General features: G+C 62.4%; 15 protein-coding genes. 10 read left to right on the top strand and 5 right to left on the bottom strand.

Annotated elements, in window-relative coordinates; translation table 11 throughout:
- The 4 genes from KFO72_RS13415 to KFO72_RS13400 form a co-directional block, all read left to right on the top strand.
- On the top strand, positions 1 to 349 hold a 349-nt coding region (locus KFO72_RS13415; RefSeq protein WP_225032333.1), incomplete at its 5' end, for a hypothetical protein.
- A 159-nt stretch (positions 350 to 508) separates the two neighbouring features.
- Complete coding sequence (gene imuA / locus KFO72_RS13410; protein WP_082433775.1) at positions 509 to 1,216, top strand: translesion DNA synthesis-associated protein ImuA; 708 nt, start codon at positions 509 to 511, stop codon at positions 1,214 to 1,216.
- Positions 1,146 to 2,615: a Y-family DNA polymerase gene (locus KFO72_RS13405; RefSeq protein WP_176054515.1), complete on the top strand. Its 1,470-nt coding sequence runs from the start codon at positions 1,146 to 1,148 to the stop codon at positions 2,613 to 2,615. Before imuA ends, KFO72_RS13405 begins: the two co-directional genes overlap by 71 nt.
- Positions 2,616 to 2,621: 6 nt before the next feature.
- Positions 2,622 to 5,771 (top strand): error-prone DNA polymerase, encoded by a 3,150-nt coding sequence (locus KFO72_RS13400; protein WP_062915550.1) that lies wholly within the window; start codon positions 2,622 to 2,624, stop codon positions 5,769 to 5,771.
- A 22-nt stretch (positions 5,772 to 5,793) separates the two neighbouring features.
- On the opposite strand, the gene KFO72_RS13395 is transcribed toward KFO72_RS13400, so the two are convergent.
- Both KFO72_RS13395 and KFO72_RS13390 read right to left on the bottom strand, forming a co-directional pair.
- The gene (locus tag KFO72_RS13395) at positions 5,794 to 6,711 is read right to left on the bottom strand and encodes a dTDP-4-dehydrorhamnose reductase family protein (RefSeq protein ID WP_225032332.1); all 918 of its coding nucleotides are present in this window, start codon (positions 6,709 to 6,711) and stop codon (positions 5,794 to 5,796) included.
- Positions 6,712 to 6,726: 15 nt separating this feature from the next.
- A complete protein-coding gene (locus KFO72_RS13390; RefSeq protein ID WP_225032331.1) occupies positions 6,727 to 6,936 on the bottom strand; it encodes a heavy-metal-associated domain-containing protein in 210 nt (69 codons plus the stop codon).
- Positions 6,937 to 7,070: 134 nt separating this feature from the next.
- On the opposite strand from KFO72_RS13390, the gene cueR reads away from it, so the two are divergent.
- The 4 genes from cueR to KFO72_RS13370 all read left to right on the top strand — a co-directional run bounded on the left by cueR (position 7,071) and on the right by KFO72_RS13370 (position 9,684).
- Positions 7,071 to 7,508: a Cu(I)-responsive transcriptional regulator gene (gene cueR, locus KFO72_RS13385; RefSeq protein ID WP_054930101.1), complete on the top strand. Its 438-nt coding sequence runs from the start codon at positions 7,071 to 7,073 to the stop codon at positions 7,506 to 7,508.
- 282 nt (positions 7,509 to 7,790) lie between these two features.
- A complete protein-coding gene (locus KFO72_RS13380) occupies positions 7,791 to 7,937 on the top strand; it encodes a DUF3563 family protein (RefSeq protein ID WP_082624892.1) in 147 nt (48 codons plus the stop codon).
- Positions 7,938 to 8,140: 203 nt separating this feature from the next.
- Positions 8,141 to 8,491 carry a hypothetical protein gene (locus tag KFO72_RS13375; protein ID WP_225032330.1) on the top strand — a complete coding sequence of 117 codons (351 nt, stop codon included), beginning with the start codon at positions 8,141 to 8,143 and terminating at the stop codon, positions 8,489 to 8,491.
- Positions 8,492 to 8,649: 158 nt separating this feature from the next.
- Positions 8,650 to 9,684 (top strand): ABC transporter substrate-binding protein, encoded by a 1,035-nt coding sequence (locus KFO72_RS13370; RefSeq protein ID WP_054930103.1) that lies wholly within the window; start codon positions 8,650 to 8,652, stop codon positions 9,682 to 9,684.
- 33 nt (positions 9,685 to 9,717) lie between these two features.
- Here the strand turns inward: KFO72_RS13370 and KFO72_RS13365 are convergent, their stop codons facing one another.
- Both KFO72_RS13365 and KFO72_RS13360 read right to left on the bottom strand, forming a co-directional pair.
- The gene (locus KFO72_RS13365) at positions 9,718 to 10,563 is read right to left on the bottom strand and encodes a 23S rRNA (adenine(2030)-N(6))-methyltransferase RlmJ (RefSeq protein WP_060600226.1); all 846 of its coding nucleotides are present in this window, start codon (positions 10,561 to 10,563) and stop codon (positions 9,718 to 9,720) included.
- Positions 10,564 to 10,820: 257 nt separating this feature from the next.
- Positions 10,821 to 11,792: a potassium channel beta subunit family protein gene (locus KFO72_RS13360; protein WP_054930105.1), complete on the bottom strand. Its 972-nt coding sequence runs from the start codon at positions 11,790 to 11,792 to the stop codon at positions 10,821 to 10,823.
- Positions 11,793 to 12,007: 215 nt separating this feature from the next.
- On the opposite strand from KFO72_RS13360, the gene KFO72_RS13355 reads away from it, so the two are divergent.
- Both KFO72_RS13355 and KFO72_RS13350 read left to right on the top strand, forming a co-directional pair.
- Positions 12,008 to 12,805 (top strand): 3-hydroxybutyrate dehydrogenase, encoded by a 798-nt coding sequence (locus KFO72_RS13355; RefSeq protein WP_054930106.1) that lies wholly within the window; start codon positions 12,008 to 12,010, stop codon positions 12,803 to 12,805.
- Between the two features lie 59 nt (positions 12,806 to 12,864).
- Positions 12,865 to 14,115, top strand: coding sequence for a DUF3734 domain-containing protein (locus KFO72_RS13350; protein WP_054930139.1), 1,251 nt, complete (start codon positions 12,865 to 12,867; stop codon positions 14,113 to 14,115).
- A gap of 102 nt (positions 14,116 to 14,217) precedes the next feature.
- On the opposite strand, the gene KFO72_RS13345 is transcribed toward KFO72_RS13350, so the two are convergent.
- Entirely contained in the window at positions 14,218 to 15,417 is a 1,200-nt protein-coding gene (locus tag KFO72_RS13345) for an amino acid aminotransferase (protein WP_036004205.1), read from the bottom strand.
- Between the last annotated feature and the right edge of the window lie 183 nt (positions 15,418 to 15,600).

Raw genomic sequence — 15,600 nt, 5'->3', positions numbered from 1 at the left:
TCAGGCTCCTTACCCAAGACAAGACCCCGCCCTCAAAAGCGGGGTCTTGGCGTTTGGGGCGCGCAATTTGCGCCTTCGAGTGGCGTCCGCCGCTTGCCTCTGTGCTGGCATCCGCGATAGGCCTTCGCGAAATGAGCGGTTTCGTGATATCCCCTCATTCCCTCTTGCCAAACGTACGCTGACGCCGGGCGTCATTTGCGTAGCTTCGCAGCACCCACTGCTCCATCTGACCGCATCGGCTGTTTTGCTGATGGGTCTACGCCAGCACATCGATCCCTTCCATTTCCGTCCCTTGGACATGTTGATCAGCAGCACGATCAGCGATCGTCGTTTTATCAATCTGCGCTAAAACCAAACCAACAAAACATCCGACGAAATGTCTTACTTACCACCAAACCAGCCTCTTAAGTCCTAAGAAAACTCAAACCCTCTTCCCAAAAAGGGCGCCATTCCCTTGTCAATTTCCGTGTAGGATACTGTATAAATATACAGGTATTTTCCTACGCCGATGTCATCCACAGCCACGCGTGCCGAAGAGATTCACCCATCGCTATGGCGAGCCTCGCAGCTCGCACGCGGCGGGCGGCGCACGCTCGACACCGGCTATCCCGCGCTATCTACCGAGTTGCCCGGCGGTGGCTGGCCCATCGGTGCGCTGGTCGACTTGCTGGTTCAGGTGCCGGGAGTGGGTGAGATGCGCCTGCTGCGGCCTGCATTGAGCTCACTGGGTGATCGTCCCATCGCGCTGGTCCAGCCGCCGCATATTCCAGATGGACTGGGCCTCGATTACATCGGGCTCTCGCTCGACAGGCTGTTGCAGGTCAAAGCGCCCAAAAGCTCTGATGCCTTCTGGTCCGCCGAGCAGATTCTGCGCGCCGGCACTTGCGGCGCAGTCATCTTGTGGGCGCAACATGCGCAGGCGTCATCGCTGCGTCGTCTGCATCTGGCGGCGCAGTCTTCCGAGACGCTTTTCATCATGGTCCGGCCGCTCGCCTCGGCTCAGGACTCATCGCCGGCTTTACTGCGGCTGGCGTTGCGACCTTCGGCCGATGGTCTGATGGTCGACATCGTGAAACGACGAGGCCCAACACGCGCGGAGCCTCTATCGATTCCTCTTCAACCCACCCCCGTTCTGTTTTCCCGTCATGCGCGTCTTTCTCGCCGTCCACTTGCCGAAGTTGTCGCTCGAAGTTTTTCGACCGAGGTGGTCGCCTGAGCCCGGGCACGGCAGCGCGGTATTGGAGAAAGACAAGGTCGCGATCGCCGACGGCGCGGCCCGTGCAGCGGGCGTGCGGCTCGGGATGAAGCGCGGTGGCGTGTTGACGGTGTCGCCGGAAACGCTGCTGTACGAGCGCGACATCGCACGTGAGAACGCCACGCAACGCGAGGTCGGCATCGCGCTGATGAAGTTTTCGCCCGACGTCGCGCTGCTCGACGAAGCGACAGTGCTCGTCGAAGTCGGCGGGAGCCTGCGGCTTTTCGGCGGCCTGTTGCCGTTGTGCCGTCAGGCGAAGGCGATTCTCGACGCGCTCGGTCTGACGGCGCGCATCAGCGCCGCGCCGACCGGGCAGGGCGCATGGCTGCTGGCGAAACACGGTAACCGGCGCGTGCTGAAACTCGCATCGCTCGAGCGCGTGCTCGAGCCGCTGCCGATGCTCGCCGTACCGGAAATCCGTTCGTTTGCCGACTGGTTCAGCGGTCTTGGCTGCGAATCGATTGCAGACGTCCGCCGTTTGCCGCGCGCGGGCCTGCAGCGGCGCTGTGGCGAGCATCTGCTGGATTCGCTCGATCGCGCGTTCGGCACCGCGCCGGAACTGTTCGACTGGCTCGAGCTGCCGCCCACGTTCAGCGCGCGCCTCGAATTGCCCGATCGTCTGGAGCATGCGGACGGCGCTGTGTTTGCCGCGCATCGGCTGATCGTGCAGCTGTGTGGCTGGCTGTGCGCGAAACAGCTGGCCGTGACGGCGATCACGCTGTCATTCGAGCATGAGCGCGGCCGCGAAGCCATGGCGCCGACGTCGATCGATATCGCCTTGGGCGAGGCGGCGTGGCGCGAAGATCATCTGCTGCGTCTTGTGAAGGAGCGGTTGCATCGTCTCACGCTGGAGGCGCCTGCCATCGTGGTGCGGCTCGATGCATCGAAGGTCGACGCAGCCATGCCCGCCACCGATCAACTGTTCCCTCAGCCGGGTGGATCACCGGCGGATCACGCGCGGCTGATCGAACTGCTGATCGCGCGCAATGGCGAAGAGAACGTGCTGCGTCCCGCGCCGACGGCCGATTACCGGCCTGAAATCGCGAACCGCTGGGTGTCGATCAATCACGTGGAAAAGAAAATGGAGTTGCCCAAAGGCTTGCCGCGCCCGACATGGATGCTGGCCACGCCCGTGCGTCTGCTCATGCGCCAGCATCGGCCGTTTTATGGCTCGCCGTTGAAGATGGTATCGCCGGGTGAGCGCATCGAAGCGGGCTGGTTCGATGGCGCGCTCGTCACGCGTGATTATTTCGTCATGCAAGGCGAAGACCGTAGCTGCTATTGGGTTTATTACGAGCGCGTCAGCAGCCGCGATGCCGAAGAGGAACCGCGCTGGTTCCTGCACGGCCTGTTCGGATGACGCGCGATGGATACGACGTTCAACGCCTTGCCGGCCTACGCCGAGCTGTTCTGTTTCTCGAACTTCACGTTTCTGCATGGGGCGTCGCATGCGGAAGAACTCGCTGAGCGCGCGTTTCAGCTCGGCTATTCAGGACTCGCCGTCACCGACGAATGTTCGCTCGCAGGCGTCGTGCGTGCGCATGTCGCGGCAAAGGAAGCGGGCTTGCCGCTCGTGATCGGTTCGTACTTCCAGTTGCGCAACGCCGACGGCACCCCCGCGTTCGGGCTGATCCTGCTCGCGCAGAATCGCGAGGGCTACGGCAATCTTTCGGAGCTGATCACGCTCGCACGCACCCGCGCGCCGAAGGGTGAATATCGCCTCACGCCGCATGACCTGTCGCGGCCCGATCGCGAGCATGCGCATTTGCGCGGCATGCCCGATTGCCTTGCGATCCTCGTGCCTGATTTTCCCGCGAATGAAGCGGTGCTCGAAGCGCAGATCGAATGGCTCGACGAGACGTTTCCCGGCCGTGCATGGGCCGGGCTCGTGCTGCATCAGCGCGCGATGGACGACATTCATCGCGGCGCGCTCGAATATGTCGCGGAGAAGCAGAACGTGCCCGTCGTCGCATTGGGTCACGTCGTGATGCATGTGCGCTCGCGCAAGCCATTGCAGGACACGATGACGGCGATCCGCGTCGGCAGGCCGGTGCATGAATGCGGCTACGAGCTTGCGCCGAATGCCGAGCAGCATTTGCGCTCGCGCTTGCGCATCGCGAATCTGTATCCCGAACATACGATACGCGAGACCATCAGCGTGTTGTCGCGGTGCGCGTTTTCGCTCGACGAACTTCGCTATGAATATCCCGACGAGCTCGTGCCGGAAGGCTACACGGCGACTGCCTATCTGCGCCAGGAAACCTATATCGGCGCGCAGTACCGCTTTCCCTCGGGCATTCCGTTCAACGTGCAGGAACAGATCGAGCACGAACTCGCGCTGATCGCGGATCTCGGCTATGAGCCATACTTTCTCACTGTCTACGACATCGTGCGTTATGCGCGCAGCCAGCACATTCTGTGTCAGGGGCGCGGGTCGGCGGCCAACTCGGCCGTGTGCTATTGCCTCGGCGTCACCGAGGTCGACCCGGCGCGCGGCAACATGTTGTTCGAGCGCTTCATCTCGAAGGAGCGCGGCGAGCCGCCCGACATCGACGTCGACTTCGAGCATCAACGGCGCGAAGAGGTCATCCAGTACATCTATCGCAAGTATGGACGCGACCGCGCGGCGATCGCGGCGGCCGTGTCGACGTACCGGCCGCGCGGCGCATTGCGCGAAACGGGCAAGGCGCTCGGCATCGATCCGCAGATCGTCGATACCGTCGCGAAGTCGCATCAATGGTTCGATACGAGTCACGATCTGCTCAAGCGCTTCGAAGAGTCGGGACTCGATCCGGAAAAGCCGCTGATCCAGGCGTGGGCGCGGCTTGCGTCGCAACTGCTCAACTTTCCGCGCCATCTGTCGCAGCATTCGGGCGGTTTCGTGATCAGCCGCGGCAAGCTCACGCGGCTCGTGCCCGTCGAGAATGCGGCGATGGCCGATCGCTCGGTGATCGAGTGGGACAAGGACGATCTCGAATCGCTCGGCCTGCTGAAGGTCGATGTGCTCGCGCTCGGCATGCTGTCGGCGATCCGGCGCACGCTGGATCTCGTATCGGACCGCATTGGCGAGCGCTTCGAGATGCAGCACATTCCGCCCGAAGACAAAGCGACCTACGACATGATCTCGAACGCCGATACCGTCGGCGTGTTCCAGATCGAGTCGCGTGCGCAGATGAGCATGCTGCCGCGTCTGCGTCCAAAGACGTTCTACGACCTGGTGATCGAAGTCGCGATCGTGCGGCCAGGGCCGATTCAGGGCGGCGCAGTGCATCCGTATTTGCGGCGTCGGCAGAAGCTCGAACCCGTCAGCTATCCGAGCGAGCAACTGAAAGTCGCGCTCGAGCGCACGCTTGGTGTGCCGATCTTCCAGGAGCAGGTGATGCAGGTCGCGATTCTCGCGGCGGGCTTCACGCCGGGCGAGGCCGATCAGTTGCGTCGCGCGATGGCTGCGTGGAAGCGCAAAGGCGGGCTCGAAAAATACTACGATCGCATCGTCAACGGCATGCGCGAGCGTGGCTACGAGCAGAGTTTTGCCGAGGCGATTTTCGAGCAGATCAAAGGCTTCGGCGAATACGGCTTTCCAGAGAGCCACGCGGCGAGTTTCGCGCTATTGGTCTATGCGAGCAGCTGGCTGAAATGCCACGAGCCCGAGGCGTTTCTCGCCGCGATGCTCAACAGCCAGCCGATGGGTTTCTATTCGCCATCGCAACTCGTGCAGGACGCGCGACGCCATGGCGTCATCGCGTTGCCCGTCGATGTGACGATCAGCGGCTGGGACTCGTCGCTCGAAGTGGTGGAGGGCCGCGCGCGTCCCGCCGTTCGCCTCGGCCTGTCGCTGCTGCGCGGCATGAAAGACGGCGCAGCGGAGCGTATCGAGAATGCCCGCGCTGTGCGGCCATTCACAAGCGTTCACGATCTCGCGCGCCGCGCGCAACTCAACCGGCACGACCTGCACGTGCTCGCCGATGCAAACGCGCTGACGTCACTGGCAGGCAACCGGCGCGAAGCGTTATGGCATTCGGTGGCTGCCGTGCCCGACAAGGACATGCTGTCGGTTGCCGGCGTTCAGGACGATACGCCCGAACTCGGCGCGCCGTCGGAGGCGCAGGACATCGTCGCCGATTACCGCTCGGTGGGACTGACGCTCGGGCGTCATCCGCTGGAGCTGCTGCGGCCCGCGTTGCTGGAACAGCGTCTGATGCCCGCGTCGACGTTGCGAAACTATCGCAATGGCAGGCTTGCGCGCGGCTGTGGCATCGTCACCGTGCGACAGCGGCCGGGAACGGCGAAGGGCGTGCTGTTCGTGACGATCGAGGACGAGACGGGCAACGTCAACGTGATCATCTGGCCGAGTTTGCTGGAAAGACAAAGGAAAGAAGCGCTCGGCGCATCGCTGCTCGCCGTCTACGGCACGTGGCAATGCGAAGGCGAGGTGCGGCACCTGGTGGCGCAACGGCTCGTCGATATGTCGCATCTGCTGGGCGGTTTGCAATCGATGAGCCGCGACTTCCACTGACTTCCTCGCGCTCGATGCGCCGCTAACCGCGCCACGGAAATTGCGCGAGCACGTCGCGAATCGCCGTATCGAATGGCGTGCGCCGGCCGATGCCGAGTGTTTCGAGCCGCGTCGAATCGAGATGACAGTTGTGCGGGCGCGGCGTCGCGTCCGTCGGCGTGTGCTGCGGTGTCAGTTGCGCGTCGATCCGCAGCGCGCTGGCGAGACGCTGCGCGATGCCGTACTTCGTCATCGGCTCGTCGCCGGACCACTGCACCGTGCCGCACACCGCTTCGTCGCGCGCGTGCCACTCCAGCAATTGACGCACGACGACGGCCACGTCGGGCGTATATGTCGGATAGCGGATCGCCCACGCATCCATCACGGCGGCTTTCCCTTCGGACGAAGCCGTGCGAGCCGACGCGGCAATCGCGGGCACGAGGCTCGTCACAGCCGACTCCTGCCAGTCGACGATCGGTCCGAACAGCAGCGGCAAACGTAGCACGCAGCCGAAATCGGTCGATTCGGCGAGCGCCTGCTCACCCTCCAGTTTGCTGCGTCCGTAGGCGTTGATCGGCGACGGCGTCGCGTCGTAACGATAGGGCGGCTGTGTGCCGTCGAACACGTAGTCGGTGGAAATGGACAGCACCCACGCGCCGTGCCGCCGCGCCGCCGATGCGATCGCGCGCACGGCATCCACGTTCAGCGCACGCGCGAGCGCCGGATCGTGCTCGCACACGTCCGGACGCCGCTCGGCTGCCGCGATGACGAGCGCGTCAGGCCGCTCGCGATCGACGAACTGCGCGACGGCGCCGGCATCGCGGATGTCGAGCGTGACGCTTTGCCCGAAGGGCCGGCTGAAGGTCGTCTGCACGACTTGCCAGTCCGGCTGCCGGATCAGTTCGCCGACGATCGCGCGTCCCAGCAAACCCGATGCGCCGATGACGGCCACCTTGAACATGCGCGTGTTCCCCACTCAGTTGCCGCCGACGCCGACCACCGTGTAGCCGGCTTCGTCGATGGCGGCCTTCAGCGTGTCGACGGATGCGCCCGAATGGACGGCGACCTTGCCGGCCGACAGGTCGACCTGGACCTGCGCGCCTGCGTCCTGCTCCTGGATGGCGCGCGTGACGGCGGCGACGCAATGCTGGCAGCTCATGCCTTCTACCTTGAATTCGATGCTCATGCTTGTCCTTTAGCTGATAAGTCCTGCAACGGTTGAATTATGCCTGTCGACCGGCAACTACATGATTGACCTTCCCACTGTGGGAAGGTCAAGAATCATGCAACATATCTTGAAGGCAGATTGGGGAACGAGCGATGAACATTGGTGAAGCGGCCCGCGCGTCGGGCGTGACGGCGAAAATGATCCGCTATTACGAGAGCGTCGGGCTGATCGCGGCGAGGGAGCGCACGCAGGCGGGATACCGGGTTTACGGATCGCAGGAGATCCATTCTCTGCGCTTTATCCGGCAGGCGCGGCGTCTGGGATTTCTGGTCGAGGACATCCGCAAGCTGCTTGCACTGTGGAACGATCGGTCGCGTGCGAGCGCGGAGGTGAAGTCGATTGCGCTCGAGCACGTTGAAGAACTGGACCGCCGTATCGCCGAATTGACCGGGATGCGCGACACGCTTGCGCATCTTGCCGATCATTGTCATGGCGATGACCGTCCGGATTGTCCGATTATCGAAAGCCTTGCCGCCGCGGATTCGACGCCGACTGCGCCGCCGACTGCGCCGCATTGTCACGGGCATTGAAAAACAGTGACGCAACGTTGTGAGCAATCGCGACTTTTGCACTAATGTGGTGCTAAAACAGTGCATTGATCTGGCGATTTTTCGACGAATCTCGAAAAATATACTGGAAATCAACGGTTTGACTGTGAAATTAACATGCACCATTCCAAAACGGAATGCACGTCATTCGTGCAATTCACTGGCAAGGTTGCACCAGAAGACTATAATTCGGGTTAACCCTTCTACGGGAAATCCCTGATGCCCAATTCACCGGGGATTCTTAACCGATCCTTGGAGTTCATCATGTTTGCATTTGTCATCGAAAAGCTGAGCAACTGGTTTGAAACGGCTGAACGTAGCCGTCGTGAGGCTTACCTGGCAGCATCGTCGGATATCGTCCAGCTCGAACAGCGTATCCGCGCGCTCGAAACCAGCGGCTACTCGCTGTAAGTCCTTCGCCCCGGCTCGCGCGGCATCCGTGCGCGGCGAGCCCCGGTTTGCAAGATCAAGCCCCGTCATGCGGGGCTTTGTCACATCTGGAGCCGATGGATTGCGCTACGCTGATCGCCGGCGACTAGCTCAAATGCCTGTGCCGCGGTAAGGTATGATGTTTTCGCGATAACCGGCATTCCTACAAACATTCCGGGGCGCTCATGTTTTCAGACCACATGATTCATCTGCTGCGATCCGCTGCGGCGGTCGTGCTGCTCGGGGCGGCACCGACGGTATTCGCCGCCTCGCCGACGAGCCGGCCACCGCTGGTTCTCGACACGCAAGGTGGCATCAGCGATGGCCAGAGCGGCACTATCCTGACGACAGGGCCGCTGTCGCACAGCCGCATCGTCGAGGCACAACCGATTGCCGCGCCCGAGGAACTCGCGCCCAACGGGGCGCCGCCTTACATCGTGGCGCCGTATATCCAGTTGCCGGGCGCCACGCAGCCACCGTATCCCAATCCGTCGACGCCGCAGCCGCGGCCGCGATACGTGCCGCATTCGCAATAGTTCAGCCTGGCGCGGCGATTCGCGTCATTCGGGTTTCGGCGCATGGCGCGCGCTACGTCCTCAGACGACAATCGCTGCGCGATCATTGCCCGGGGGCGTGCTTTGCACGCGTCCCCACGCAGCGAGACGAACAATTCGAACAAAACAGGAGACAACGAATGCGCGACCTTTGGTTTCGTCGTGCCGCAAGTGCGTGCGCGGCGCTGCTGGCACTTGCAGTGCACCCTGCCACCGCGAAGGAAACGCCCGAAAAGCCGGCGCTCACCATGGCGGTCGGCGGCCTGCCGGGTCTCTACTATCTCCCGGTACTGACGGCCTCTCGACTGGGCTTCTTCAAGGACGAAGGGCTGGACGTGACGCTCGAGGATTTCGCGGGCGGATCAAAGGCGCTCGAAGCAGTAGTGGGCGGCAGCGCGGACGTCGGCGCGGGCGCATACGAGCACACAATCTTCATGGCGGCAAAAGGCCAGCACTACCGCGCATTCGCGTTGATGGGACGCGCGCCGCAGATCGCCGTCGCGGTGACGAAAAGCAAAGCCGACACGCTGAAGTCGCTGGCTGATTTCAAAGGCGCGAAGGTGGGTGTGAGCGCACCCGGTTCATCGACCGATCTCGTGCTGACCGTCGCGTTGCGCAAGGTCGGCGTGCAACGCAGCGATATCTCGGTGATCGGCGTAGGCAGCGGCGCGACGGTGATTTCCGCAGTGAGCAACGGGCAGGTCGACGCGCTGTCCAATGTCGACCCGATGATGACGAAGCTGCAACGCTCGGGCGATATCAAGGTGCTGGTCGACACACGCACCGTGAAGGGCACGCAGGAAGTGTTCGGCGGGACGATGCCCGCGGCGACGCTCTACGCGCCGGACAGCTTCATACAGAAGAATCCGAAGACGATACAGGCGTTGGCGAATGCAATCGTGCGCGCGGACCGCTGGCTTCAGACGGCGAGCGATGACGACATCGTGAAAATGGTGCCCGCCGCCTATCTGCTCAACGACAAGGCGCTATACATCGACGCGTTCCACAATGTCCGTGAAGCCTATTCGCCCGACGGCCTGATGCCGGCTGACGGACCGCCTACGGCGCTTCGCGCGCTCGCTTCATTCGATACGCGGCTCGACGCGTCGAAGGTCGACCTGAAGGCGACCTATACGAACGACTTTGCTCGCAAGGCGGCCGAACAGGTCAAGTAGCCGCACGCCCAACGGGCCAGCCTGCTGAGCAGTTCAATCGCCGCGATGCTCGATCTTGAACTGCGCGGCCTTGTCCTGGCCCAGCACCTCGACGAGCCACGGCAGCGTTTCCTTCAGCATCTTCGCCAGCGTATAGGGCGGATTGAGAATGAACATGCCGCTGCCGAAGAGTCCGAAGCCATCGCTTGGCGGGCTGCTGACGGTCAGCGAAACATGTAGCCAGTTCTTGTCCTGCAACCGTTTCAACTGCTCGGGAAAGCGCTGTGATTCCGGTCGCGCGACTTGCGGATACCAGACCGCATACGTGCCCGTCGCAAACCGCTTCAGACTTTCTTCGACGCAATTCAGCGTGCGTCCGTAGTCGCGCTTGTCTTCATACGACGGGTCGACGAGCACGAGCGCGCGACGCGGCGCAGGCGGCAGGAGCGGCTTGATGCCATCGAACCCGTCGCCCGCGAAGAGCATCGCGCGACGGCCTGCGTCGCGGAAATTGTGACGTAGCACGTCGATCTCGGTGCTGTGCAATTCGAACAGACGCATGCGGTCCTGCTCGCGCATCAGGCGCCACGCGAGATAAGGCGAGCCCGGGTAGTAGCGCAATTCGCCGTCGGCATTCAGCGCGGACACTTCCTCGACATAGTCCGCCAGCATGGGCGGCAAATCCTTGCGATTCCACAGTTTCGCAATGCCCGTTTCGAACTCCCCGGTCTTGGTCGCGTAGCCTTCCTTCAGCGAATAGACACCTGCGCCCGCGTGCGTGTCGATGTACCAGTACGCCTTGTCCTTTTGTCCGAGGTAGCGCAGCAACTGCACGACGACAGCGTGTTTCAGGACGTCGGCGTGGTTGCCTGCGTGGAAAGCGTGGCGGTAACTGAGCATGGCGATGAAGGCGCTGGTGAAGAAGCGAATTAGGCGGGTCGCCGCACGGGACGAATGCCGATGAAAACATTGCGCAAAGCGCCGTGCCTCGGCTTCCGGTCGTGCGGCCGCGGGGTCGAACGTCGGGGCTGCGTATTGTACGCGAGGTACGCCAGCGGACCGACCCGCCCGCCGCCAACTCGCCCTCCAACTCGGCGCCCATTCGCCGCGGCGGGCCGCATGCATCGTTCGTACGGCCCGCACAGCGTGTCCAACGGTCACTGATAGCCGTCGCCGACGATGGCTTCGATCTTCTCCTTGAGCTCCGGCGTGATCTGCGCGGCGACGTCCTGCGCCTTCATGTTTTCCGCGATCTGCTCGACACGCGATGCGCCGGTAATGATCGTGCTGACGTTCGGATTCGTCAGGATCCACGCGAGCGCCAGTTGCCCGATGGTGCAGCCGAGTTCGTCAGCGACTTCGCCGAGCTGGCCGACCACGCTGTTCTTGCCGGAGTCGGTCAGTTCCTTGCGCAGCCAGTCGTAGCCTTGCAGTTCCGCGCGGCTGCCGGCAGGCACGCCGTTGCGATACTTGCCTGTAAGCAGACCGGAAGCGAGCGGGCTCCACGTCGTGAGGCCGAGGCCGATGTCTTCATAAAGCCGGCGATACTCCTGCTCGACGCGCTTGCGATGGAACAGGTTGTATTGCGGCTGCTCCATTACGGGCTTGTGCAGATGATGCCGCTCGGCAATCTCGTATGCCGCGCGAATTTCATCGGCGCTCCATTCAGACGTGCCCCAGTAGAGCGCCTTGCCGCGCGTGATCATGTCGCTCATCGCCCACACGGTTTCTTCGACGGGCGTGTTCGGGTCGGGACGATGACAGAACACGAGATCGACATAATCGAGCTGTAAGCGCTTGAGCGAGTGATCGATCGCGTTCAGCAGATACTTGCGGTTGAGCGTGTGGTACTGGTTGGGCGCTTCGTTGAGCCCCCAGAAGAACTTGGTCGAGACGATGTAGCTTACGCGCGGCCAGTTCAGTTCTTTCAGCGCTTCGCCCATGATCTGCTCGGACTTGCCGCCCGCGTAGACCTCGGCGTTATCGAAGAAATTCACGCCCGCGTCGCGCGCGGCCGCCAGCGATTCCCGCGCGGCGCGCCGGTCCACCTGATTGCCGTAAGTCACCCATGAGCCGATGGACAGCTCACTGACTTGCAGGCCGGAACGGCCGAGACGTCGGTAGTTCATGCAGATCTCCTTTTGTGAATGTCATAGCCGGAACCCCACACATTAATCCGATTCGGGAACACGTGCCTTTGGGTGTGTAGTTCGCGTTGCTTCATGCACAATAGCGGAGTCGGCCGCAGTGCAACAATAGACCGGACGGCATATGCCATTCGGCCAGCTTTACGGTGGCTGCGCGCCATGTTGTCATTGCTCAATCAACTGCATGGAGGTTCTGGATGTCGTCATCTAACGATAGTCTGAAAGGCAAGGTTGCCGTCGTCACGGGCGCGGCGAGCGGCATCGGCAAGCAGATCGCATTGACGCTGTCGGCGGCTGGCGCAGCCGTCGCGATTGCGGACCTGAACCAGGACGGCGCGAACGCCGTCGCCGAAGAGATCAACAAGGCGGGCGGCAAGGCGCTCGGCGTCGCGATGGACGTCACAAATGAAGACGCCGTGAACCAGGGCATCGACAAGGTGGCGGCCGAGCTCGGCTCAGTAGATATCCTGATTTCAAACGCCGGCATTCAGATCGTTAATCCGATCGAGAACTACTCGTTCTCGGACTGGAAGAAGATGCAGGCCATCCACGTCGACGGCGCATTCCTCACCACGAAAGCCGCGCTCAAGCACATGTACAAGGACGATCGCGGCGGCATCGTGATCTACATGGGCTCCGTGCACTCGCACGAAGCTTCGCCGCTGAAGTCGGCTTACGTGACGGCCAAGCATGCGCTGCTAGGCCTTGCGCGCGTGCTTGCCAAGGAAGGCGCGAAACATAACGTGCGCTCGCATGTCGTATGTCCGGGCTTCGTGCGCACGCCGCTCGTCGACAAGCAGATTCCGGAACAGTCCAAGGAACTGGGCATCAGCGAGGAAGAAGTGGTCAAGCGCGTGATGCTCGGCGGCACGGTGGACGGCATTTTCACTACGGTCGAAGACGTCGCGCAGACGGTGCTGTTCCTGTCGTCGTTCCCGACGGCCGCGCTCACGGGCCAATCGTTCATCGTAAGTCACGGCTGGTATATGCAATAAACCCGCAATAAACCCGCAATAAACCCGCAACAAGCGCGCAATAAGCGAGGAGGGTGATGATGGCGCAACGCGATTCACAACGCAGTGTGAAGCGGGCACGCGCAGGCGGCGCCGGCGCGGGCGAAAGCGGGCAGGCGGGCACGGCGCCCGGCGTTCGCGCCAGTCATCACGCGGCGCTGCCCCAGTACGAGACCATCGCGCTGATGCTGCAAGGCGGCGGCGCGCTCGGCGCCTATCAGGCGGGCGTCTATCAGGGGCTCGACGAGGCGGGCATCCTGCCCAACTGGCTGGCGGGCATTTCAATTGGCGCACTGAATACGGCGATCATTGCAGGCAATGCGCCCGAGCATCGCGTCGAGAAATTGCGCGAGTTCTGGGAGACCATCTGTCAGCCGGCCTTTGGTCCGCCCATGCCGCCCGCCGTCGAGCAGGCTCTCTTCAATTCGACCGACACGGTGCGCAAGGCGTTCACCGCGATGCAGGCAGTCGGCGCACTCGTCGACGGGCAGAAGGGTTTTTTCACACCGCGTTTTCCGCCGCCATTGCCGGCGGTTTCCGTTCCGCCCCAACTCGCGAGCTACTACGACACCACGCCGCTCAAAGCGACGCTCGAGCAGCTATGCGATTTCGACCGGATCAACTCGAAGGAAGTGCATGTCTCGGTTGGCGCCGTGAATGTGCATACGGGCAACTTCGCCTATTTCAGCAATGCGCATCAGACGCTGAAGCCCGAGCATTTCATGGCATCGGGCGCGTTGCCACCGGGTTTCGGAGCCGTCGAGATCGACGGCGAGTATTACTGGGACGGCGGACTGATGTCGAACACGCCGTTATACGAGGTCGCGCAAGCCAGTCCGCGCCGCGACACGCTCGCGTTTCAGGTGGACTTGTGGAGCGCGCTGGGTCCCGTGCCGGACAACATCACCGATGTCCAGGGCCGGATGAAGGACATTCAGTATTCGAGCCGAACGCGTCTCGTCACGGACACGATGCAGCGCACGCAGCGCTTTCGGCATGTGCTGCGCGAAGTGCTCGATCGCGTGTCGCCCGAACATCGCAATGATCCATGGTGCAAGCTTGCCGAAGAGCTATCGTGCTCGAAGCGCTACAACATCATTCACCTGATCTACGGCAACAAGGAATACGAAGGCCACTACAAGGACTTTCAGTTCGGTTTGTCGACGATGCGCCAGCACTGGGAAAGTGGCCTCGAAGACATCCGCAATTCGCTTGCGCAACCGGGCTGGCTCGATATGCCCAACAACGATGCAGCCTTCGTCACGCACGACATTCACCGCGACTTGCGTTGAGCGCATTCTCCACGTCGACGGCATGAAAAAAGGCGCTCGAAACGAGCGCCTTTTCAATTGCAAGCAGTAGGAGACGACGTCAAGCCGTCTCGCTGACAAGGCTTACTTCAGGACAGCAGCAACCGCGTTAGCCACCACGTCCAGGTTGCGCGTGTTCAGCGCAGCCACGCAGATGCGGCCCGTGCTGACGGCGTAGATGCCGAACTCTTCGCGCAGACGGTCCACTTGCGCAGCCGTCAGGCCCGAGTACGAGAACATGCCGCGTTGCGCGTTGACGAAGCTGAAGTCGCGGTCGATGCCCGCTGCCTTCAACCGCTCGACCAGACCGTTGCGCATCGCGCGAATACGGTCGCGCATTTCGCCCAGTTCCGTTTCCCACGTCGCGCGCAGTTCCGGCGAGCCGAGCACGGCAGCGACAACCGCGCCGCCGTGCGTCGGCGGGTTCGAGTAGTTCGTGCGGATCACGCGCTTGAGTTGCGACAGCACGCGCGCCGCTTCTTCCTTGCTGCCCGTGATGATCGACAGCGCGCCGACGCGTTCGCCGTACAGCGAGAACGACTTCGAGAACGACGACGACACGAACACGTTCAGTTCCGATTGCGCGAACAGGCGCACCGCGGCGGCGTCAGCATCGATACCGTCGCCGAAGCCCTGGTAGGCGATGTCGAGGAACGGCACGAGTGCACGCGCCTTCACGACTTCGACCACCTGCTTCCACTGGTCGACCGTCAGATCGACGCCCGTCGGGTTGTGGCAGCACGCGTGCAGCACGACGACCGTGCCCGCCTCGTAGCTGTTGAGCGCGGACAGCATGCCCTCGAAATTCACGCCGTGCGTCTTCGCGTCGTAGTACGGATACGAGACGACCTCGAAGCCCGCGCTTTCGAACAGCGCGCGGTGGTTTTCCCAGCTCGGATCGCTGATCGCGACTTTCGATGCGGGGTTGACGCGCTTCAGGAAGTCCGCGCCGATCTTCAGCGCGCCCGTGCCGCCCAACGCCTGTGCCGTGACGACGCGGCCAGCAGCGATCAGCGGTGAATCGTTGCCGAGCAGCAGCTTCTGCACGGCTGCGTCATAGACGCCAATACCTTCGATGGGCAGATAGCCGCGCGGCAATGCCGCTTCGATGCGTGCCTTTTCTGCTTCGCGCACGGCGCGCAGCAGAGGAATCTTGCCTTCTTCATTGGTATACACGCCAACGCCAAGATTGACCTTGGTCGTGCGCGTATCTGCGTTGAAAGCTTCGTTCAGGCCCAGAATCGGGTCGCGGGGAGCGAGTTCGACAGCGGAGAACAGAGACATGATGATTCGGCAGTAGTGAAAAGAGGGAACACTTGGGATGCAGCCAGGAACCGATGCGCCGTGCGGCGACCGGGTTCGGCAATTGCGGCGGAAAGCCCGAACTAAGGTTCCGGCGACGCATTCGACCGACGGCCGCGCTGGCGCGCAACGTGCCATTGTAACGAATCTCACCGGGGTTTTTGA

Source organism: Paraburkholderia sp. XV, assembly GCF_020177535.1.
Taxonomy (GTDB): domain Bacteria; phylum Pseudomonadota; class Gammaproteobacteria; order Burkholderiales; family Burkholderiaceae; genus Paraburkholderia; species Paraburkholderia caribensis.
This window is presented reverse-complemented; position numbering and strand designations above follow the sequence as displayed.